Below are 20702 nucleotides of genomic sequence, written 5' to 3' on the forward strand. Positions count from 1 at the left end.
TTCGCACTCGAACGGGGGCAAGCCCCCTCGCCACAATAAATTTGTGCAAGGAATTCCAATGAAGATTTCCCGTCAGGCCTACGCCGACATGTTCGGTCCCACCGTCGGCGACAAGGTCCGTCTGGCCGATACCGAGCTGTGGATCGAAGTGGAAAAAGACTTCACGACCTACGGCGAAGAAGTGAAATTCGGCGGCGGTAAAGTCATCCGCGACGGCCAGGGCCAAAGCCAGTTACTGGCGGCCGAAGTTGTCGACACGTTGATCACCAACGCGCTGATCGTCGACCACTGGGGCATCGTCAAAGCCGACGTCGGCCTCAAGGACGGCCGCATCGCCGCCATCGGCAAGGCCGGCAACCCGGACATCCAGCCCAACGTCACCATCGCGGTCGGCGCCAGCACCGAAGTGATCGCCGGTGAAGGCATGATCCTCACTGCCGGCGGCATCGACACGCACATCCACTTCATCTGCCCGCAGCAGATCGAAGAAGCGCTGATGAGCGGCGTGACGACCATGATCGGCGGCGGCACGGGACCTGCCACCGGCACCAACGCCACCACGTGTACTTCAGGGCCGTGGCACCTGGCGCGCATGCTTCAGGCCGCCGACGCGTTCCCGATGAACATCGGCTTCACCGGCAAGGGCAACGCGAGCCTGCCGGAACCGCTGATCGAACAGGTCAAGGCTGGCGCCATCGGTCTGAAGCTGCACGAAGACTGGGGCACCACGCCCGCGAGCATCGACAACTGCCTGACAGTGGCCGACCAATACGACGTCCAGGTCGCCATCCACACCGACACCCTCAACGAGTCCGGCTTCGTCGAAACCACCCTCGCCGCCTTCAAGGGCCGCACGATTCACACCTACCACACCGAAGGTGCGGGCGGCGGTCACGCGCCGGACATCATCAAGGCCTGTGGCTTTGCCAACGTGTTGCCGAGTTCGACCAACCCGACCCGGCCGTTCACCCGCAACACCATCGACGAACACCTCGATATGCTGATGGTCTGCCACCACCTGGACCCGAGCATTGCCGAAGATGTGGCCTTCGCTGAAAGCCGCATCCGCCGCGAAACCATCGCCGCCGAAGACATCCTTCACGACCTCGGCGCGTTCTCGATGATCAGCTCCGACAGCCAGGCCATGGGCCGCGTCGGCGAAGTCATCACCCGCACCTGGCAAACCGCCGACAAGATGAAAAAACAGCGCGGTCCGCTGCCACAAGATGGCGAAGGCAACGACAACTTCCGCGCCAAACGCTACATCGCCAAGTACACGATCAACCCGGCGATCACCCACGGCATCAGCCATGAAGTGGGCTCGGTCGAAGTGGGCAAGTGGGCGGACCTGGTGCTCTGGCGTCCAGCGTTTTTCGGGGTAAAGCCAACGCTGATCCTCAAGGGCGGTGCCATTGCGGCCAGCCTGATGGGTGACGCCAACGCGTCTATTCCAACGCCGCAACCGGTGCACTACCGCCCGATGTTCGCCAGTTACGGCGGTTCGTTGCATGCCACCAGCCTGACCTTTATCAGCCAGGCCGCGCAGGAGGCGGGCTTGCCTGAAGCCTTGGGGTTGAAGAAGAAAATCGCGGTGGTCAAAGGCTGCCGCGAGGTGCAGAAAACCGATTTGATTCACAACGATTACCTGCCGAACATCGACGTCGATCCGCAGACTTATCAGGTCAAGGCCGACGGTGTGCTGCTGTGGTGCGAGCCGGCGGATGTGTTGCCGATGGCTCAGCGTTACTTCCTGTTTTGATATTCGGCCAGGTATAAAAAACCGGCACGAAGCGCGTCAGTCTTCGTGCCGGTATGGTTATTGGTCAGGTCAATCAGTTACTCGGTTCGACCGTAAAGGGAATCTCTACCCTTTGCAGCTTTGCCCGATCCATCGCCTGCTGGGTCAGGGTCTTCATCAGCGTTTTCATCTCGGTGTTGATCGCATCCAGCTCGGCGGCATAAGCCTCGTCTGTCATGACCGCTCCCGGAGCAATCGCGCTTTCCGGTTTACCCAACTCTGCGGCGAGGACCCTCAATTCTTCTTTAACAGAAGCCTTTGCCTTGACCGATAGATTCGGTTCGGTCGCGCGCTTATCAAGCGCCATGTAAAACTCCGTCGTCGCATCGATTCGGCGCCTGAAGACTTTGAAGGCGCTTCGATTCAAGCGCTGGATGAACGTGTCCCAGAACGGCTGTTCGATGATCGAATCACGCAACAAGTCGCCGGCTTCCAGAGCCAGTACCCGCTGATAGGCACTTTCGATCATCTCGGGGGTGACACCTGTGTGCGTGCGAAATTGCAAGTCACGGGATTGCCAGGGCAGATCCAGCCGTTCGGCCAGGTCCGTCATGTAAGCCAGGTGGACCTCGACCTCATCGATACTTCCCGAGGCTCGGCCGTTGGCATCGAGAACCCTGAATTGCTCACCGTTCTGCAGTCGCTCGGCGACCTCCTTGTGGGCAATCCGGCTCAACTCATCCAGTCGGGATTTACCTCTGGCCAACTGCACCAGTTCCGCCTCCACCAGAGCCGGATTGCCCAGCGCATAGGCCTCGTGGATCAGCACCTCAACCCCCATCGCGTTGAACAGCTGTGCCCCGGCATCAACACAAAGGGTGACCTCATCCTTGCCCATGACAAAAAGATTGCGCCGCAGTTCGCTGTCCTTGGACATCGCTTCCAGCATTCTCCAGACCTTGCTCGTCATGTCCGTCCTGAATGCGAGGTCGTGCTTGAAATGGCTGGACTGGGTCAGTTGCCTGATCTTGTTGAAAAAAGGTACTGAACCGAACTCATCCTCAACGCTGTTCCAAACATCCTGTTTGGCCACCCACTCAGGTCGCGTCAAGCCTTCCTCCCAATCAAGGCTGTCGCGCACACCACGAGGCGGATACGGGCGATCGGGGTCCAGGCCGACGGACCTGATGTAGTTTCTGAGCGTGTCCAGATTCTCCGGCGACAGCCATGGCTGCTCACGATTCAATACCGTTCGCGCCACCAGCTCCGCCTCCACAGAGCCGGCCGTAACCTGAGGGATGACCGTCAACAAATTGCGCTGCAGGTTCAAGTAAAAATGTCTGAACCGGGGTTGAGAAAACAATCCGTCCGGCCAGGTATTTATACCGGTCTCACCCAGCATCACCGTATGCAACATGCGCATACCGCCGATATCCGGCACTCGCCCTAACGGGTTTCCCTGCAAATCGATACTTTGAAGTTGGGTAAGCCATCTAAAGTACGAAGCTCCCTGCATATCCAGCACAATCCGGTTATCGCCGAGATACAACTCCGTCAGCCCCCGCATTCGCCTCACGGCACGAGGAAATTGCGTGAGCTGGTTGCCGGTAAGGTTGAGCGAACGGAGTCTAGGGAAATGATCAAGAAAGGCGGCGTGTGCGTCGGTCATTTCAGTGCCCAGCAAGTTCAGGCTGGTCACGTGCTGAAAATTGGCGTCCAGAGGGGGCATGGTCCCCAAGTGCCGCCCCAAGGGCATATTTCTGAGGTCAAGCACCGTCCCCTGTAGATTCCCGAAAGAGTCCACATCCCTGGGCGCGGTTTGCTGCCAGCACTGCCGAATGGCCTTATACAGTGAGTTTCTGGACTGCCACTCAGCCCTCCCGGCCGCGCTATACCTGAAGGCTTCGGTCGGCGAATCCAGCCAGCGCCGGAAATTGGCGTTGAGGCGATTGAATTCGGCTTCAAGTGCACTTGCTCGCTGCTCTGGATGGCTGCCCTGACCGCCTGCATCCAGATAAGCCTGAGCTTCGGCCTCCGTCCAACCCGGTCGCACACTCCTGACCCGTTCCTGTGGGGTCAGTCGCCCGGTGAGTCGCTGAATGCCTGAAGAAGCTTGCATACCACCGCGCAGCTTCATCGTCTCGGGATCGTAGGCGGGCTTGCGCAAAGGATTTTCCACCAGCATCGGACGCAGCTTGTCACGCGCCAACGGTGCATTTTGAACAGTGCGCTTGAGCGTCGCGCCCTGATTGATTTCATAGCCCAGTGCTCTGCGCTCAACGTCAGGCAAGGCGTGCAGTACCGATGAAAACAGGTCATCGACGCCATGCAGATGGTGATCATCAGCATCCCGCGCTTCATAACCCTCGTCCGTGCTGATCAGCACTTTGCGCACCTGCGCATCTTCAGGGCCAACACTGTCGCGCAGACGGCCGGTCAGCGAATGCTCGCGGATTTCGATGCGCACATCGCTCGGCCAGTTCGGCAAGGTTTCCAGGGTGTGTAGCGCCAGCCTCTCTGTGTCCAGAGCATGCAGTGAATCAAGGAAAAGCCCTTCATAGGCACGCGCCAGACGCAACTCCAGCAAAGCGGCTCGCACCTGTTGCTGCAAGTGCAACCCAATGCGCTTTTGTTCGGCAAGCGCCTTCAAGTCAGCCGGTTCAGCGGTGCTCAGCAGTTCCTCGGCCATGTGGGCGGGCAATTGGGTATAGGCGTCCTGAAGCACCAGCGCGCCGGCATTGCTTGAGCGTGGCAGACCATTCGCGGGCAGCTTTCCCGTGTCCGTCCATGTTTTGAACCGGTTGATCTCGTCGATCAGCAATGCTGGCGGCGCTTCGTTTTCGACATGCAGCTGACGCAACATCGCTTCTTCAACACCACTGGCAATACGGATGTGCTCAAGCATCGCATCATCGAACGCATCGACTATTGCCCCCAAGCCTCGCATGAGCTCGGTCTTGGTCCATTCAACGGGGCGGTCGAACTCGGTGTGCCAGGTGCCAGCATTGTTGTGCTCGAGTTTTGGCTTGTACGCCGTCGGCCGGCCGGGATGCTGGATTCGCGATTGCCCCGTCTGCGGATCGTCTTGTACGGCGAAGTATTTGCCATCGCGTGACAGAAACTCCTGATCGTCATGCCGATGCAAGCCTCGCTCGTTAAGCGCTGAATCCGGAGCCAAATCAACCTGACGCTCGTAAGGGCTCAAGTCAGGATTCCACAAACGGGTCTTGCCATCGTCAAGCACGACCGGCTTCAATTGGTCGACAAACGTCGAAGGCTTGACCGCTGCCGCCGCGCCCGTTGGTAGAACATGCCCTGCCGCCATGATTGCCAGCTGGGCAGCATTGATCAGGACACCGCTCAGGAGTGCTGCCGCTTCATCCTTGTCTCCCTTGCTCCAGTCTTCGATGCCCTCCATGGTTTCGAGCACCATTTGCCCGACCATGATGCCCAGCATGGCCTCTCCCAAACCCGGCACCAGCATCGCGCCGAAGTTGAATACGTTCCAGCCGATGCTCGCGTAACTGTTTAGTCGTGCCCAACGGGCATTGGCATCTTCATCGTCAGTGGGAACGGCGATATTTCGCGCATCGGCGATGGCCTTGTCGCACCGCCATTGACTGAGCTGAGGCCAGAGCGCGCCTTCAATCACGTTGGTGATCGGCTCTGCATCGGGGTTTTCCACTGCAGTTTCCCGCCACCATGGCCCCATGCTCAACGGATCCCGCTGCTGCCAGGTGAAAGTGCTGAAGCGTTCCCTGACGCGTGCGAAAAACCTGCCCTTGTCTTTTTGCGGTACGAACCGACTGAAGAACTGCTGATAGTCCGACGAGCGCAATTGGCTCGTCAGCTCCTTCATGAAATCGGTGAAGGACGGGTATTCCTTCAAAGGATGTTCAGGGTCTTCAGGTACGTAGGCGATCAAGGCGCCATCGAGCCGGCTCTGCGTGAAAATATCGTTCCTACCCTGTATCTCGTCGACCACACCGCTTGGCCCGTTGGCAAAAAAGGCCTTGAGTAGTTTGAATTGATCAAACTCCTGCCCGGGCAAAATGGCCAGTTTGCGCGACCACTCCATCATTGTTCGTTGGTGGGTCGGAACCAGGCTATTGTAGATTCGCTTTACTTGTGTTGAATCAGCCACTGCACTGAACAACACGATACCCGACAGTTTCACACCCAAAAGAGACAGTCGATGAGACTGTAACGGGCGATTGCCCATCGTGACGTTTTCCTGATTATCCCGAAGTTGCTGCAACTTGCCGTATGCATAAGAAGTGATATCACTCTTCAAATAGGCAATCAGCGCTGCCTCAGCGAACGCAGCCTTTTCTGTCCCGATGAAGTGCTGCTCAAGTGAGGCCTTGGCATCAACCGCCGAAGGGGCCAGCAACCCTTTGATGTGTCGCTGATATTGCGCACCGAGATCCAGCTCCCTGCAAAGACTCGCAAAACTTTCGATGGTCAATGAATGGCGCTTCAGGGCTCCTTCGGCGTCGGTAATGAAAATGCCGGAGCCATCACGAAAGGCGCCAGCACGGGTTTCAGACTCCTCGAAGTTATGGAGTGCGGCCTCCAGCAGCGTTGACCGCCTGAGCCGACTGGCATTGGTGTCGATGCCAAAACCCAGAAGGGCCGGAATATAAAGCCGTACCGATGTCGCATGAACATCCAGATCCAGGTTCAGCTTTTCTTTCAGGGCCTGAACAAGCAAGGGTTCGGCGAACTTATTGATGTCCTTTTGTAAATTGCCCAGTGTGTCATCCAGACTGTCCTGCAATCGCCAGCGCTCACTCATGAGTTCCTTGAGATACTGACGGTCGATAGCGCTGGCCTTGACGTACCACTCTGGAAAGTCGGGTGGCTGGATTGCATTTGATACAAGTTTTGATACCGAGGGTTTATTTATTAACGCCGGGACTTTGGTTGCAAGATAATTCAGATAAATGTTTTCACCGACAGCGAGCACTGGAGAAGTGCCCGAAACAGATCCTTCTGATATTTCATTCATTACGCATGTATCCCTATGCGATCAACAGAACGCCCAGCTTATTCAATGACGACAAAAATAAAAGCTCAAATAGTTAGGAAAAAGCGATAAAACCAACAACACCACTCAACTTGAGAATCTAAAAAATAATTAAATACCACCCGCAAAACTCGCAAGCCTGATCCGCCTTGTCAGCGGTAGTTTTTACCCGTCGGCAAAGGGGCTAAGATGCCAAGAGTTTCCAGTCAGGTGTGCCGGCCATGCGCTTATCCGAATTCATCAGGCAACACGTGGACCGCATCGTCGATGAATGGGAGCAGTTCGCCAGAACGATCACCCCGGCGGCCGAGTGCATGGATCGAGCAGCCTTGCGCGACCACGCCAAGGCGATTCTGCTAGCCGCCGCGCGAGACATGACCACTGCACAAACCGCCAGCGAACAACATGCCAAAGCCAAGGGTGAAGGCCCGGAGAAGACCCCAAGCCTGGACGAGGCCGGCGCCAGCCATGGAGAACTGCGCCATACCGTGGGTTTCGACCTGGTGCAGATGACCTCGGAGTTCCGTCATCTGCGTGCGTGCGTGATCCGCCTGTGGGTCAATAGCCTGGACGCCCCCGACATCGCCTATTTTCAGGACATGATCCGTTTCAACGAAGCCATCGACGAAGCCCTGGCCGAATCCACCGAGGCTTATGCCGAGCAGGTCAATCGTTCCCGGGACATCTTTTTGGCGATCCTCGGCCATGACCTGCGCGCACCGCTGCAAGCAGTGAGCATGTCCACGGAATTGCTGCTACGCAAAGCCGCTCTCGAAGGCGACGCGCTGACGTGCGCAATCCATATCCAACGTGGCGCTCGGCACATGGCGGTGATGGTCGGCGATTTGCTGGAGCTGGTCCGCAGTCGCCTGGGCAAGCGCCTGCCGATCGAGCCGGCGCCCATGGACCTGGCCGAAACGGCGCGCGAAGCGATTGCCCAAGCCTGCGCTGCCCATCCGCAATGCGATCCGACGCTGAGCGTTGAAGGCGATACCCAAGGTGTATGGGATGGCCGAAGGCTCGCTCAAATGCTGCAAAACCTGATCGGCAATGCGTTACAACACGGTTCGAACCACCGCGCGGTCAAACTGACCCTCAGGGGTGAAACGGACAGCGTTCACCTCACCGTGCACAACGACGGTACGCCGATTCCACCCGAGGTGATCGGCACGATCTTCGATCCGCTGGTACGCAGTGCCGACGAAGAGCTCGGCGGGCCGAGCACCAGCCTCGGTCTGGGGCTATTCATCGTCAAGGAAGTGGTTGATGCCCATGAAGGGACGATCGAGGTCAGTTCCAGCGCCGAGCAGGGCACGCTGTTTACCGTGGTGTTACCCAGGAAGGTGTGACGGCGCAAGACCGCGTTGTGGCGAGGGGGCTTGTCGGAACGGCGCATGAGGTCAGCCTGAAGAGCCGCAATGCGCGGACTTGGGGTCGCTACGCAACCCAACGAGGGCAAGCCCCCTCGCCACAGGTTTAGTGTTTACAGCTACTCGATCACTAGCCGCCCCAACCGCTGCTTGAGCATGCGGTTCTCGGCCCGCAGTTGCTGGACCTCGTCAAGCAGGTCCAGCGCCAGGGCGACGCCTTCCCATTCCAGCTCCAGATCGCGCCGCAGCTTGGCGGCGCGCTTGGCCAATGTCAGTTCGTAGTCGGTGAAACGCCAATCCCTGGGCTCTGTCCCCTGTGGTTCGAGGATGCCGTGTTCAACGATCTCGATCACATGCACGTCCGACAACTCGGTCGCCTCACAGAATTCTGCCAGGTCCAATAGAACGATCACGGGGTCGCTCATGATTGGGCTCCTCCTTATCTTGGTATCAAAAATTCTCTCGCGGATCGAAAGCGGCTTTTTTCGCCAACTCCTCCCACAACGCCTTGACGTCATGGTCGAGTTTTTTCGGCATCACCGCCTTGAGCTGCACGAACAGGTAACCACGGTGGCCGGCCTTGTGCATCAGGCCGTGGCCCTTGGCGCGCATACGCTGGCCATTCTGGCTGCCGGCCGGCACCTTGAGGTTGATCTTGCCGGTCAGGGTCGGCACCGCGACTTCGGTGCCTAGCGCCAGTTCCCACGGCGCCAGCGGCAAGGTGATGATCAGGTTCTCGCCCTCGACATCGAATTTGGGGTGCGGCGCAAAACGAATGGTCAGGTACAGGTCGCCATTGGCCCCGCCACCGATGCCCGGAGCGCCCTGGCCCTTGAGCCGGATGCGCTCGCCGTCGGTCACGCCGGCGGGGATCTTCACGTTCAGGCTTTTGCTGGTATTGCTGACATGCTGGCCGGCAGCGTTGTGCTGCGGCACCTGGAAGCTGACCTTTTTCGATTCGGTCGAGAGCGTTTCTTCCAGAAAAACCGGTAATTCCATTTCCACGTCTTGCCCTCGACGACCGGCGCTATGGCCCGACCGTCCACCACCACCGAAACCCGAACCACGGTTGCCGAAGATCGAACTGAAGAAGTCCGAGAAATCGCCCGTGTCCTGACCACCGCCACCGAAACCACCACGACTCTGCCATCCCGGTGGGCCCTGGAACGGCTGGCCGTGGTGACCGTATTTGCGCAAGTCGTCGTATTCGGCACGCTTGTCGGCGCTCTTCAGCGCTTCATAGGCTTCCGACGCGTCCTTGAACTTGGCCTCGGCGTCCTTTTCCTTGCTGACATCGGGGTGGTATTTGCGCGCCAGCTTTCGATAGGCGGCTTTGATCGCCTTATCGTCCGCGGTCGGCTCCACGCCGAGAATCTTGTAATAGTCTTTGAAGTCCATCGAGGGAATCACCATCCATTATCGAAATCGCGCCACTCGGTACAGCATGCTCTGGTTTACAGCGTCTTGATTGATCAATCTCAATTTTGTGACCGGGCAGCGCATCAGTAGTTTATCGGCAGCCGGGCGCAGTTCTTGCTGTCGCCCAAGGATTGCCAAACCTATGCAGGGAAGTTTGGGGGTGATGACGCATCTTTCAAGCGCAGATCAATGTGATTTAACAGATAGTCGGCCTTCGAATCTGCGTCGCACTGACATACACTGCGCGGCCGTTTTTTAACCGGAACTTGAAAGACATGAAAAACGCATCTCCAGCCCGTGCCTGTGGTATCGACTTCGGCACGTCCAACTCCACCGTCGGCTGGCTGCGCCCCGGCATGGAAACGCTGATCGCGCTGGAGGACGACAAGATAACCCTGCCCTCGGTGGTCTTCTTCAATATGGAAGAACGCCGCCCGGTGTACGGCCGGCTAGCGCTGCACGAGTACCTGGAAGGTTACGAAGGCCGGTTGATGCGCTCGCTCAAGAGCCTGCTGGGCTCCAAGCTGATCAAGCACGACACCAGCGTCCTCGGCACGGCGATGCCGTTCAAGGACCTGCTCGGGCTGTTCATCGGCCAGTTGAAAAAGCGTGCCGAAACCGCCGCCGATCGGGAGTTCGAGGAAGTGGTGCTGGGCCGTCCGGTGTTTTTCGTCGATGACGACGAGGTAGCCGACCAGGAAGCCGAGAACACCCTGGTGGACGTGGCCCGCGCCATCGGTTTCAAGGAAGTCTCGTTCCAGTACGAACCCATCGCCGCGGCGTTCGACTATGAGTCGACCATCGAAAAGGAAGAGCTGGTACTGATCGTCGACATCGGCGGTGGTACGTCCGACTTCTCGCTGGTGCGCCTGTCCCCTGAGCGACGCGGGCACGACAACCGTCATGACGACATCCTCGCCACCGGCGGCGTGCACATCGGCGGGACCGATTTCGACAAACAGCTGAGCCTGCAAGGCCTGATGCCGCTGTTCGGCTACGGCAGCCGGATGAAAAGCGGCGCCTACATGCCCACCAGCCACCACATGAACCTGGCGACCTGGCACACCATCAACTCGGTGTACTCGCAGAAGTCGACCCTGGCCCTGGGCAGCATGCGTTACGACATTGAAGACACCGGTGGCATCGATCGCCTGTTCAAGTTGATCGACCAGCGCGCCGGGCACTGGCTGGCCATGGAGGTGGAAGAAACCAAGATTCAGCTGACCCACGCCGACAGCCGCCATGTGCCGCTGGACCGCATCGAGCCGGGGTTGAGCGTGGAGTTGAGCCGGGCGCTGTTCGAATCGGCCATCGACAATCTGCTGGAGCGCGTGCGCAACAGCGTCACCCAACTGCTGAACGACGCCAATGTGCGGGTCGATCAGGTGGATACGGTGTTCTTCACCGGCGGTTCGAGCGGGATTCCGGCGCTGCGCAACAGCGTCTCGGCGATGTTGCCGAACGCGCAGCATGTTGAGGGGAATATCTTCGGCAGCATCGGTAGCGGGTTGGCGATCGAGGCGGCCAAGCGTTACGGCCCGATGGATTGACCTGAAACCCTGTGGCGAGGGGGCTTGCCCCCGTTGGACTGCGCTGCAGTCCCTTCTTTTGGAGATAAGGGGGGCCGCTTCGCGACCCAACGGGGGCAAGCCCCCTCGCCACTGTAGATCAACACTGGATCAAACCATCCCCACCTGCTTCAACTCACTCTTCAGATACGCGTAATAAATCGGCCCCGCCACCACCCCCGGCAGGCCGAATGCGGCTTCGAACACCAGCATCGCCAGCAGCAACTCCCACGACTTGGCACTGATCTGCCCGCCTACGATGCGCGCGTTGAGGAAGTATTCGAGCTTGTGGATAAAAATAAGATAACCCAGTGCCGCCACCGCCACCCAGATCGACAGCGACAGACCGACGATGGTGATCAGGGTGTTCGACATCAGGTTGCCGATCACCGGCAACAAGCCGAGCAGGAAGGTCAGCACGATCAGGGTTTTGGTCAGCGGCAGCTTGATCCCGAACATCGGCAGGACCACCGCGAGGAAAATCCCGGTGAAGAAGGTGTTGAGCAGCGAAATTTTGATCTGGGCGAACACGATGTTGCGAAACGCCTGGACCAACAGGTGCAAGCGGTCGAACAGCGCCGCGGCCAAGGGCTTGCGCTTGGTCAGGTCCGGCACGCGCTGCAAGGCGATGATCGCCCCCAGCACCATGCCGATCAGCAGCGTCACGAACATGTGCGCCGCGTCCTTGCCCACCAGTTGCAAGTCGCTCAGGTGCTTGCTCATCCACTCGCCGATGGCCACTCGGAACTCGGCGGCACTGGCCGGCAGATAAGCGTCGATGAACGGCGGCAGCTGCCCGCGTGCGCGGTCGACCACGCCCATGAATTTATCGAGGGAAGCACCGGGGTTTTCCGCCTCGTGCAGCAGAAAACTGATCGCACCGGCAAAGATCAGCGCCAGCACACTGACCACCAATGTCCCCAGCAATGCCACCGCCAACCAGCGCGCACGGCGGCCCTCGATCAGCCGTTGCAATTGCGGCGTGAGCATGTTGACCAGTTCGAACACCAACAACCCGGCCAGCAGGCTGGGCAGCAATCGCAGAGGAATCACCAGCAGCAAACCGCCAAAGATGATGACCCAACTGATGAGCAACAAGACCTGACGCTGAGAAAACGCTGACATACAGCCTCAAAACGAACGACGTGAAAGGATTGGCAGTCTGCCAGCGTTCCGGCGCCGAAGCGAGCGGATGACCCATAAGCGGCATCACCCCGAAAAGATCGCAACCTGCGGCAGCTCCTACAGGGAGCGCGATCTCATGCAGGAGCTGCCGCAGGCTGCGATCTTTTGATGTTTATTTTTTCTTCAGGCACTCGCTCATGAAGGCTTTGCGCGCATCGCCCTTGAGGGCCTTGGTAGCGGCATCGGCGTTACAGGTTTTCATTTTTTCTTGTTGAGGTGTCATGGGCTTGGTGGCATCGGCGGCCGGTGCGGCTTTGAGGCAGGTGCTCATGAAAGCTTTGCGCTCGTCGCCTTTAAGGCTCTTGGCGGTGGCGTCGGCATTGCAAGTGGTCATTTTGTTCTGTTGGGCAGTGGCGGCGAAACCCTGAGAGCAGAGCAGCAGACCGATCATCAACAACGGGGCACGCAACATCTTCATGGAGTTTTCTCCTTGTTACCGTACCGATGGGTACGGCCTCGCTCTGGAGTGTAGACAAAGCCTGTTACACGTTCATCTGCTATCGAGGTGGCTGCGCCGATACTGTTCCGGCGTGCACCCGGCCTGGCGCTGAAACATCGCGATAAACGCCGAGCCGGTGCTGTACCCCATGTCGAAGGCGATTTCCTGAATGCTGCGGTGGCTGTCCAGCGCGTCGATCGACGCCAGAAACCGCAATCGTTGCCGCCACTCGCCGAAACTCATGCCCAACTCGCGGACAAACTGCCGGGACAAGGTGCGTTCACTGACGTGAATCTGCCCGGCCCAATACGCCAACGGCCGGTTATCCCCAGGCGTGGCCTGCAAAGACTCAAGGATACCGAGTAATCCGGGACTGCTGGCGTAGGGCAAATAACACTCATGCACCGGAGCCTGCTGCAGTTGGTCCACCAGCACTTGAGCCAGACGGTTGTCCGCGTCGTGCTCGGGAATTTTCACATCGCGAGTGGCGAAGTCTTTCAGGATCGCCTTGAGGATGTCGCTGATCGCCAAGGTGCAGGCTTGTTGCGGCAGATTGCGGCACAACGCCGGCGCCAGGCAGACCGAGCGGTAGTTGATCGGCTGAAGGCTATAGAAACTGTGCTCGGTCTCGGGCGGCACCCACACCGCGTACTGCGGCGGTGACATGAAGCGGCTGCCGTCGACATCCATGTGCAACACACCATGGGCTGCGTACTCCAGCGTGCCCCACGGATGCCGGTGAGGCGCGGCGTATTCGTGGGCGTTGAAGTCGGCGTAGCGAAAATACACCGCCGACGGCAGTTCGCTGAAATCCAGCAGGTCGATGTGTTTACTGCTCATGCTGTCCGGAATCAGAGGCAGGTTGTCTGGATCGAAGTATAGGCTTTGATCCAGACAAGTGGATAATCGCCCTTCATTAACGTTCTGGCTTTTTCCCGATGCAATACGCATATCCCCTGCTGGCCATTTTCATTTGGGCCGGCAACACCGTGATCAACAAACTCGCGGTGGGCGCAATCTTCCCCGCCGAAATCGGCTTCTACCGCTGGCTGCTGGCCGGAATTCTGTTCACGCCTTTCATGTTTAAACCGGTGATCGCCCATTGGCCGGTGATCCGCCCGAACCTGGGGAGGATTTTCATCCTTGGTGTGCTGGGCATGGCGGTTTATCAGAGCCTGGCCTATTTCGCCGCGACGCTGACGTCGGCCACTAATATGGGGATCATTCTGTCGCTGATGCCATTGATGTCGCTGGCCATGGCCATGGTCAGCCTCGGGCAGCGCCTGACCGCCGGTGCCCTGGCCGGTGCAGTGCTGTCGTTTGCGGGGGTTTTGGTGGTGGTCTCGTCCGGCAGCCTTGGCGCGTTGCTGGAGCATGGGGTGAACCTGGGCGACGCGATGATGCTGATCGCCACGCTCGCTTATGCGGTTTACAGCACCTTGCTGAAAAAATGGCAGCTGCGCTTGCCGCCGCTGGTGTTGCTGTATTTGCAAGTGCTGGTTGCAGTGGTGGTGCTGTTTCCGCTGTTCCTCGCCTCACCGAAAATCGGCCCGACCCTGCATAACATTCCGCTGGTGCTTTACGCCTGTCTGCTGGCCTCGATGCTTGCGCCGCTGGCATGGATGCAGGCTGTGGTACGCCTGGGCCCGAGCCGGACCACACTGTTTTTCAACCTGCTGCCGTTGATCACCGCGCTGATTGCGGCGGTGGTGCTGCATGAGCAGTTGGCGCTGTATCACCTGGTGGGCGGGGTGTTGACGTTGGGTGGGGTGATTTTGTCGGAGCGGTGGACCACCGTGCTTGGCCGCAAGATCAGCGCCGCCTGACCGGACGCCTTCGCGGGCAAGCCACGCTCCCACAGGTTTGGCGTCGTGCTCATTGCCGGCGTCCGACACAAAACCTGTGGGAGCGTGGCTTGCCCGCGAAGAACGATAACGCGGTCTCACTGCCGTTCACACACCGGCCGCCTTCAACCGCGCCGCATGCTCGACAAACAACCGCACCGGCTCTGCGCCCTTGCCCACCAACCCCAACGATTGGTTGACGATATCGAAGTGATCCATGGGGTATTCATCGCCAATCACCGTCCCCAAATGCGAGCTGTAACGTCCGACCATCCCGTCGCAATGTCCTGCTTCACGCACGAAGGTTCTGGCAAACAACCGGCAACTGCGGTTGGTGCCGTCGAACAGGTTGCACCCGCGATCGGTCTTGCCCGGCTGCAAAGTCCCGGACCAGGAGTAATAACGCACGCCATTGACCACTTCCGGGCCGTGCCCACCCCAGGTGTCAGGCAGCCCCTGTGGATAACGCTGATTGAACAGCGCCACGCCGGCCGTGGTCAGCGATTGGTGCGAAGCCGGAATATCCACCGGCAGTCGCGGCCCGCGATAACCGGTTTCCAGCAGGCACATCAACGCGCTGATCAGCCACAGCAAAAAGCTGAGCAACCGGCCCCTGGCGCTGTCAGCCGGATAGTGATCGTGCAAGTAGTCCGCCAGTTCCGAACCGTGATTCGGCCCGGCCACCGAGGTCACCGACGCCACCTGGTCCGGGCGTTTTGCGGCGGCGTAACGGGCGGTGAGCGAGCCCTGGCTATGGCCGATCAGGTTGACCTTCTCGGCCCCGGTGTCGCGCAGGATTTCCTCGATTCGTGCCAGCAATTGCTCACCGCGCACCTCGGTTGAGTTGAGCGGCGAAACCTGCACCGCGATCACCGTCGCCCCATCCCGGCGCAATGCCGAAATGATCCCGAACCAATACGGATAGATCAGCAAACGGATAAACCCGAGCATCCCCGGGACCAGCACCAACGGGTAACGCGTGGCGGAGCCTTGCGACATGGATGAACATCCTTGTGATCGGTGAGATGAAGCAAGGCCGGATGCAAGGCATCAGCCAAGCATCGCCACCCAAGATGACAACTCGACGACCAGTCGATGACATCCACCCTACTTCAACCCCACCACGCCCGCCACAATCAGCCCGACCGACACCAGCTTGAGCGCGGTGAGGCTTTCGCCCAGTAGCGCAAAGCCGAGGAACACCGTGCCCAGTGAACCGATGGCGGTCCAGATCGGGTAAGCGATGCTCACCGGCAATTCGCGCATGGCCAGGGTCAGGAAATAAATCCCGCCGATCGCCGCCACCACGGTGATCACCGAAGGCCAGAACCGGGTGAAGCCTTCGGCGTACTTCATGCCCATGGCGAAGGTGACTTCGAACCCGGCGGCAATCAGCAAGAACAGCCAGGCCATCTAGAACTCCCTGGCCAGCGCCAGTAAACGCTGCTCGGCCTCGGCCACGGAAACCTGGAAGGTGCGCTCGGCGGATTCTTCGCCCTCGGCGGCGACGACCGTGACGTCAGTGATGCCGATGAACCCCAGCGCCGTGCGCAATAACGGATCGGCATGGTTCATCGCTTCAAGCTCGCCACCGGGGCCGAAGCCAAACCCGCCGCGACTGGTGACGATCAACGCTTTCTTGCCCCGCAGCAGCGGTTCGTACTGCGCGATGCCGTTGTCCAGGGTGTGATTGAACGTCAGCCCGAGCCGCACAATCTGGTCGATCCAGGCCTTGAGGCCGCTGGGCACGCTGAAGTTGTACATCGGCGTGGAAATCACCAGCAGATCATGGCCGAGCACCTCTCCCACCAACTCATCGCTGAGTGCCAGGTCGGCCTGCATCGACAGCGGTCGCGCTTGAGGCTCCGGATGAAAAGCAGCCGCTACAAAGGCTTCGTTGACGGCCGGAATCAACGTCCGGCCGACTTCACGACGGGTCAATTGCGACTGCGGGTTACGGACCTGCCAGGCCGAAATAAACACCTCGGCCAACCGCCGCGAATGAGAGCGTTCGCCACGGGGGCTGGAGTGAATGGCAAGAATTGTGCTCATCTGAATATCCTTAAGGGCTAAACTGAAACGGCTTGTGCTTGCAGCTTGAAGCGCATAGCCGCCTGCCTTCAAATGAGCAAAAATCAGTCTGGATGAATCTATTTCATCCATGGAGTTTTAAATGTTTGCCTCGTTGCCATTGACCGCCCTGCGCGCCTTCGAATCCGCCTCGCGCCTGCTGAGTTTCAAGGCTGCCGCCGAAGAGCTGTCCGTGACGCCGACGGCGGTTTCCCACCAGATCCGCTCCCTGGAAAACTGGCTCGGCGTGGCGCTGTTCGAACGACTGCCACGCCAGGTGCGCCTGACCGGGTGCGGCGAACGGCTGTTCCGCAGCCTGCATGGGGCCCTGCTGGAAGTGGCGCAAAGCGTCGATACCTTGCGCCCGCAACGCAGCGGCACGAGCCTGACGATCTCCACCACCGCCGCTTTCGCCGCCCTCTGGCTGGTGCCTCGGCTCGGACGGTTTTATGCCCGGCATCCGAACATCAACGTGCGGCTGGACACTCACTGCGAAGTCATCGATTTGCATCAGGACGCCAGTGTCGATCTGGTGCTGCGCTACAGCCTCGACGATTACCCGAACCTGTATGGCTTGTGCCTGTTCGACGAATCCTTCGGGGTTTATGGCTCGCCTGAACAAGTGGCCCTGGCGGCCAGTCGGACGCCGACGTTGATCAGCGTGCGCTGGCACAACTCCAAACTGTATGCCCACGGCTGGGAGGCCTGGTGTGCGCAGTCCGGCGAAACCTGGCTGACCGGGCAGCCAGCGGTGCGTGAATACGACGAAGAACATTACGCCCTGCAAGCCGCCATCGCCGGGCAAGGCTTGGTGCTGGCGAGCAATATTCTGGTGTCGGAGAGTGTGGCCAGTGGTTTGCTGGTGCCTTATCGGGGAGAGATTCAGGTCGATGGGGCTGGATACAGCGCACTGTGCGTACCGGGACGCGAGCGGCATCCGCCGGTCCGGGCGTTTTTTGCGTGGTTGCAGGAGGAAGCTCGATTGTCTGGTCTGTTGCCAAGATCGCAGCCTGCGGCCGCTACAGGGGAACGCATACCCATGTAGGTACTCTGTTCGCGGGCAAGTCCGCGAAGGCGTCATAACAAACGCCAATGTTTACTTGGTGGGCTTGACCGTCACCGGCGCCTTGCCCGCCTTCATTTGCTCCAGCAACGGCGCACACTGATTCGGCTCGCCAGCGCTCGGCGCGATCAGCGCCAGCAAACCCGCCGCTGGCGCGGCAATCACACCCAGTGCCACCATCCCGGCCCCCCGCAGCATCAGCGGCACCGGTTTCACCCCTGCGTCCGGCTTGATGAACTTGCCCCGTACATACAGCGGCGAACGCAGTGAAATCAAGCGCCAGCCCTTGGATTCCGGGCTGATGGTCAGGTCCAGTTGCTCAGTCGCCATGTTCGCCGTGCCATCGATGTAAACGATCGCGTTCTCGGTATCGAAGACGAACAACTGCGTGGTCGCCAAGCCCGACTTGATGTCGAAATTGGCCGCCGCGCAGTTGATCTTCACTTCCTTGTCGCCAAAGATTTTCCCGACCACATAGTTGCCAACGTTGAGCCCCGCCAGCTCCATCAACTCGCGACTGATCGCGCCATCATTGATCAGCATCTTCAAATTGCCATTGGCGGTGCCCAGCAGCTTGGCCACCGAGTTACCACGACCGACAAGGTCGGCGTCGCCATTGAGCTCACCGAAACTGGTTTTCATCCGCTCAATGGAGGGGAACAGCTGTTTGAGCTTGAATTTACGCGCAGTCAGTTTGGCCCGGCCTTCCAATGGCTCGGTGCGCCCGTTCAGACGGACCTGCGCATCCAGATTGCCACCCGCCACGCCGAAACGCAGGGGCTCAAGACTGAGCACACCGTCGGTCAGCACCAAATGGGTGTAGAGATCGTTGAACGGCAGTTTTTCGCTGTGGACGATGCGCTTGCCAGTGAACTCAACGTCGGCGTCCATATCGCGCCAGCGCTCGGTCTTGAATTCCTCGACCGGCAGTATCTTGTCCGCCGGCTGCTTGCTTTCACCGCCGCGGGCCTTTTGCTTGGCATTGGAGTCGGCGCCGATCAGTGGAGCCAGGTCGGTAAACAACAGTTGATTGGACACCAGCGACCCGCTGAGCTTGGGCCTTGGCTGACTCGCGACATAGGCCAAGTTGCCGTGGATGTCACTCTCGCCGATCTTGCCGTTAAAGTCCTCATAGCGGTACACCGCCCCGCCCGACTCATGCAACTTGGCAGTCAAATGCCCATCCGTGGCGTACGGCGGGGTATCCGGCAGGGTCACGCCGATCAGCGGATAGAGATTGCCCAGGTTGGCACCGGCCAGTTTCAGGCGCAGATCCAGGGCGCCGAGATTCAGTGGGTCGGTGAGCGTACCGGCCAGTTCGACGCTGGTGTCGGCAATCTTTATTTGCGCATGAAGCGGGAACGGCTTGGCGGCATCCTGTAAGGCCAGCAAACCACCGATTTTGCCTTGGCCGACCAGATTCTGGCCGTGGTATTGGCCTTTGACCTTCAACGCGAACGCGTAATCCTGCGGCGAACCGCCCTTCTCAAGCGCGGTTTTCGCCGCTTTGTCGCCGACGATGTCACTGAACGGAATCGGCTTGCCCAGCGGATCGATAAGCAAGTCGAGACGGGTTTTCAGGCTCTGGTCGTCGAGCGTGACATGGCCTTTGTCGAAGCCGATGGCACCGATGTCCAGCACCCAGTTCGACGGCTCGGCGTTCGGGTCTTTGGGGGCGAACTTGAACGTCCAGTTGGCGCGACCGTCGGCCAGACGTTGCAGGTCGGCATTGGGTTCGGTCAGGTCGATGCGCGGGATCACCACCCGCTGCGTCAGCAAGGCCAGTGGCGAAATGCGCAGTTCGACACGCTTGAGAGTGGCCATCTGCGGTGGCTTCGACCAGTCCGGGTTGCCCAGGCTCAGGTCCTCGGCCACCACATGTGGCCACGGCACCCAGGCGCGCCAGCCGCCTTCATCGGGCTCGCGCTGCCAGACCACCGTGAGGTTGCCATTGATGGCGAACGGACGATGCAGCTCTTCGGATACTTTGGCGTTCAGTGGCAGTTTGATCCGGTTCCAATCGAAGAACGCGATGATCAGCGCCAGGACGGCCAGCAGCACAACGAGGCTGGCGGAGGTCCAGGCAAGCATTTTACGAGTGCGCGTCATTGCACAGGGCTCCTGAATACGACTAAGCGCCCGGACAGCGACGCACTGATGAAACGTTAGGCCAGAACCGGCCTGCCATGAAATCTAGGACTGGGAAATGGCGCGCAGGTTTAACCGAATAGGCACTTAACACTCAAATAATCGGCCGGGGACACCCTGCTCCCTCATCCGGTGTTACCGCACCCGCACTTTTGCGAGGCGAGAGCGGGTCGAAAATACCCACCTCAGTGCAAAAAAGCTCGCCGGAAACGCCCGTTCTAGAGCGCTGCGGCCGAACAATCAATTCTGTTGATTATTACCATTGCGTTTATGAACTTTTGTATCGACTTATCGAGAGTAGCATTGCCCTCGTACCCACTTTATCGCCCTCCCAAGGAGCAACCCATCATGAAACGCGAATTACTGCTTAGCCTGACCCTTTCGATGTTAGCCAGCACCGCTTTTGCCTTGCCGGCCGCTGATCAGGCCACTCCACAAGTCAAAGACAGCCACTCGGTGTTCAGTCAGACCGTTGCCGAAGGCGGCAATGATCGCCTGAAAGAAAAAGGCCTGATCACTCAGGATGGTTCAGATCGCACTCCACAGGGCCAAACCCTGGCCGCTGACGGCACCGATCGCACTCCACAAGGTCAAACCCTGGCTGCTGACGGTACCGACCGTACCCCACAAGGCCAAACCCTGGCCGCTGACGGCACCGATCGCACTCCACAAGGCCAAACCCTGGCTGCTGACGGTACCGACCGTACTCCACAAGGCCAAACCCTGGCTGCTGACGGTACCGACCGCACTCCACAGGGTCAAACCCTGGCTGAAGGTGGTGGTGACCGTGTGATCGAACGCAACAGCGCTGTGAGCTAAGCCCATGGCG

16 protein-coding genes are annotated in these 20702 nt (G+C 59.3%); 6 read left to right on the forward strand and 10 right to left on the reverse strand.

What is annotated here, in order from left to right:
* Positions 1–58 precede the first annotated feature (58 nt).
* Positions 59–1759 (forward strand): urease subunit alpha, encoded by a 1701-nt coding sequence (gene ureC, locus J3D54_RS05305; protein ID WP_253416986.1) that lies wholly within the window; start codon positions 59–61, stop codon positions 1757–1759.
* A gap of 73 nt (positions 1760–1832) precedes the next feature.
* Here the strand turns inward: ureC and J3D54_RS05310 are convergent, their stop codons facing one another.
* Positions 1833–6749, reverse strand: coding sequence for a DUF6543 domain-containing protein (locus J3D54_RS05310; protein WP_253416987.1), 4917 nt, complete (start codon positions 6747–6749; stop codon positions 1833–1835).
* Positions 6750–6988: 239 nt separating this feature from the next.
* Here J3D54_RS05310 and J3D54_RS05315 point away from each other — a divergent pair, with 239 nt between their 5' ends.
* A complete protein-coding gene (locus J3D54_RS05315; protein ID WP_253416988.1) occupies positions 6989–8116 on the forward strand; it encodes a sensor histidine kinase KdpD in 1128 nt (375 codons plus the stop codon).
* A gap of 140 nt (positions 8117–8256) precedes the next feature.
* Here J3D54_RS05315 and J3D54_RS05320 read toward each other — a convergent pair whose 3' ends face one another.
* Positions 8257–8562, reverse strand: a complete 306-nt coding sequence (locus J3D54_RS05320; RefSeq protein WP_253416989.1) for a chaperone modulator CbpM — start codon at positions 8560–8562, stop codon at positions 8257–8259.
* A gap of 25 nt (positions 8563–8587) precedes the next feature.
* Positions 8588–9535, reverse strand: a complete 948-nt coding sequence (locus J3D54_RS05325; RefSeq protein ID WP_253416990.1) for a DnaJ C-terminal domain-containing protein — start codon at positions 9533–9535, stop codon at positions 8588–8590.
* Between the two features lie 296 nt (positions 9536–9831).
* On the opposite strand from J3D54_RS05325, the gene J3D54_RS05330 reads away from it, so the two are divergent.
* Positions 9832–11106 (forward strand): Hsp70 family protein, encoded by a 1275-nt coding sequence (locus J3D54_RS05330; protein WP_253416991.1) that lies wholly within the window; start codon positions 9832–9834, stop codon positions 11104–11106.
* Between the two features lie 129 nt (positions 11107–11235).
* On the opposite strand, the gene J3D54_RS05335 is transcribed toward J3D54_RS05330, so the two are convergent.
* From J3D54_RS05335 to J3D54_RS05345, 3 genes are all read right to left on the reverse strand, one after another.
* Positions 11236–12249: an AI-2E family transporter gene (locus J3D54_RS05335; RefSeq protein WP_018928460.1), complete on the reverse strand. Its 1014-nt coding sequence runs from the start codon at positions 12247–12249 to the stop codon at positions 11236–11238.
* Positions 12250–12421: 172 nt separating this feature from the next.
* Entirely contained in the window at positions 12422–12727 is a 306-nt protein-coding gene (locus J3D54_RS05340) for a PsiF family protein (RefSeq protein ID WP_253416992.1), read from the reverse strand.
* A gap of 72 nt (positions 12728–12799) precedes the next feature.
* Positions 12800–13588, reverse strand: a complete 789-nt coding sequence (locus tag J3D54_RS05345) for a helix-turn-helix transcriptional regulator (protein WP_253416993.1) — start codon at positions 13586–13588, stop codon at positions 12800–12802.
* 98 nt (positions 13589–13686) lie between these two features.
* Here J3D54_RS05345 and J3D54_RS05350 point away from each other — a divergent pair, with 98 nt between their 5' ends.
* Complete coding sequence (locus J3D54_RS05350) at positions 13687–14574, forward strand: DMT family transporter (protein ID WP_253416994.1); 888 nt, start codon at positions 13687–13689, stop codon at positions 14572–14574.
* A 126-nt stretch (positions 14575–14700) separates the two neighbouring features.
* On the opposite strand, the gene J3D54_RS05355 is transcribed toward J3D54_RS05350, so the two are convergent.
* The 3 genes from J3D54_RS05355 to J3D54_RS05365 form a co-directional block, all read right to left on the reverse strand.
* A complete protein-coding gene (locus J3D54_RS05355; RefSeq protein ID WP_253416995.1) occupies positions 14701–15591 on the reverse strand; it encodes a triacylglycerol lipase in 891 nt (296 codons plus the stop codon).
* A gap of 108 nt (positions 15592–15699) precedes the next feature.
* Entirely contained in the window at positions 15700–16005 is a 306-nt protein-coding gene (locus J3D54_RS05360; protein WP_253416996.1) for a multidrug efflux SMR transporter, read from the reverse strand.
* Positions 16006–16644 carry an FMN-dependent NADH-azoreductase gene (locus J3D54_RS05365; protein ID WP_253416997.1) on the reverse strand — a complete coding sequence of 213 codons (639 nt, stop codon included), beginning with the start codon at positions 16642–16644 and terminating at the stop codon, positions 16006–16008.
* A gap of 121 nt (positions 16645–16765) precedes the next feature.
* On the opposite strand from J3D54_RS05365, the gene J3D54_RS05370 reads away from it, so the two are divergent.
* Entirely contained in the window at positions 16766–17707 is a 942-nt protein-coding gene (locus J3D54_RS05370) for a LysR substrate-binding domain-containing protein (RefSeq protein ID WP_253416998.1), read from the forward strand.
* Positions 17708–17758: 51 nt separating this feature from the next.
* On the opposite strand, the gene J3D54_RS05375 is transcribed toward J3D54_RS05370, so the two are convergent.
* Positions 17759–19834: an AsmA family protein gene (locus J3D54_RS05375; protein ID WP_253416999.1), complete on the reverse strand. Its 2076-nt coding sequence runs from the start codon at positions 19832–19834 to the stop codon at positions 17759–17761.
* A 387-nt stretch (positions 19835–20221) separates the two neighbouring features.
* Here J3D54_RS05375 and J3D54_RS05380 point away from each other — a divergent pair, with 387 nt between their 5' ends.
* The gene (locus J3D54_RS05380) at positions 20222–20692 is read left to right on the forward strand and encodes a hypothetical protein (RefSeq protein WP_253417000.1); all 471 of its coding nucleotides are present in this window, start codon (positions 20222–20224) and stop codon (positions 20690–20692) included.
* Positions 20693–20702: the final 10 nt, after the last annotated feature.

Source organism: Pseudomonas sp. GGS8 (genome assembly GCF_024168645.1).
GTDB lineage: Bacteria > Pseudomonadota > Gammaproteobacteria > Pseudomonadales > Pseudomonadaceae > Aquipseudomonas.

Bases quoted from the DNA above. Each gene is read 5' to 3' on its own strand.
- J3D54_RS05330 (WP_253416991.1), top strand. From the start codon at position 9,832: ATGAAAAACGCATCTCCAGCCCGTGCCTGTGGTATCGACTTCGGCACG.
- J3D54_RS05350 (WP_253416994.1), top strand. From the start codon at position 13,687: ATGCAATACGCATATCCCCTGCTGGCCATTTTCATTTGGGCCGGCAAC.
- J3D54_RS05335 (WP_018928460.1), bottom strand. From the start codon at position 12,249: ATGTCAGCGTTTTCTCAGCGTCAGGTCTTGTTGCTCATCAGTTGGGTC.
- ureC (WP_253416986.1), top strand. From the start codon at position 59: ATGAAGATTTCCCGTCAGGCCTACGCCGACATGTTCGGTCCCACCGTC.
- J3D54_RS05365 (WP_253416997.1), bottom strand. From the start codon at position 16,644: ATGAGCACAATTCTTGCCATTCACTCCAGCCCCCGTGGCGAACGCTCT.
- J3D54_RS05315 (WP_253416988.1), top strand. From the start codon at position 6,989: ATGCGCTTATCCGAATTCATCAGGCAACACGTGGACCGCATCGTCGAT.
- J3D54_RS05360 (WP_253416996.1), bottom strand. From the start codon at position 16,005: ATGGCCTGGCTGTTCTTGCTGATTGCCGCCGGGTTCGAAGTCACCTTC.
- J3D54_RS05310 (WP_253416987.1), bottom strand. From the start codon at position 6,749: ATGAATGAAATATCAGAAGGATCTGTTTCGGGCACTTCTCCAGTGCTC.
- J3D54_RS05355 (WP_253416995.1), bottom strand. From the start codon at position 15,591: ATGTCGCAAGGCTCCGCCACGCGTTACCCGTTGGTGCTGGTCCCGGGG.
- J3D54_RS05375 (WP_253416999.1), bottom strand. From the start codon at position 19,834: ATGACGCGCACTCGTAAAATGCTTGCCTGGACCTCCGCCAGCCTCGTT.
- J3D54_RS05320 (WP_253416989.1), bottom strand. From the start codon at position 8,562: ATGAGCGACCCCGTGATCGTTCTATTGGACCTGGCAGAATTCTGTGAG.
- J3D54_RS05380 (WP_253417000.1), top strand. From the start codon at position 20,222: ATGAAACGCGAATTACTGCTTAGCCTGACCCTTTCGATGTTAGCCAGC.
- J3D54_RS05370 (WP_253416998.1), top strand. From the start codon at position 16,766: ATGTTTGCCTCGTTGCCATTGACCGCCCTGCGCGCCTTCGAATCCGCC.
- J3D54_RS05340 (WP_253416992.1), bottom strand. From the start codon at position 12,727: ATGAAGATGTTGCGTGCCCCGTTGTTGATGATCGGTCTGCTGCTCTGC.
- J3D54_RS05325 (WP_253416990.1), bottom strand. From the start codon at position 9,535: ATGGACTTCAAAGACTATTACAAGATTCTCGGCGTGGAGCCGACCGCG.
- J3D54_RS05345 (WP_253416993.1), bottom strand. From the start codon at position 13,588: ATGAGCAGTAAACACATCGACCTGCTGGATTTCAGCGAACTGCCGTCG.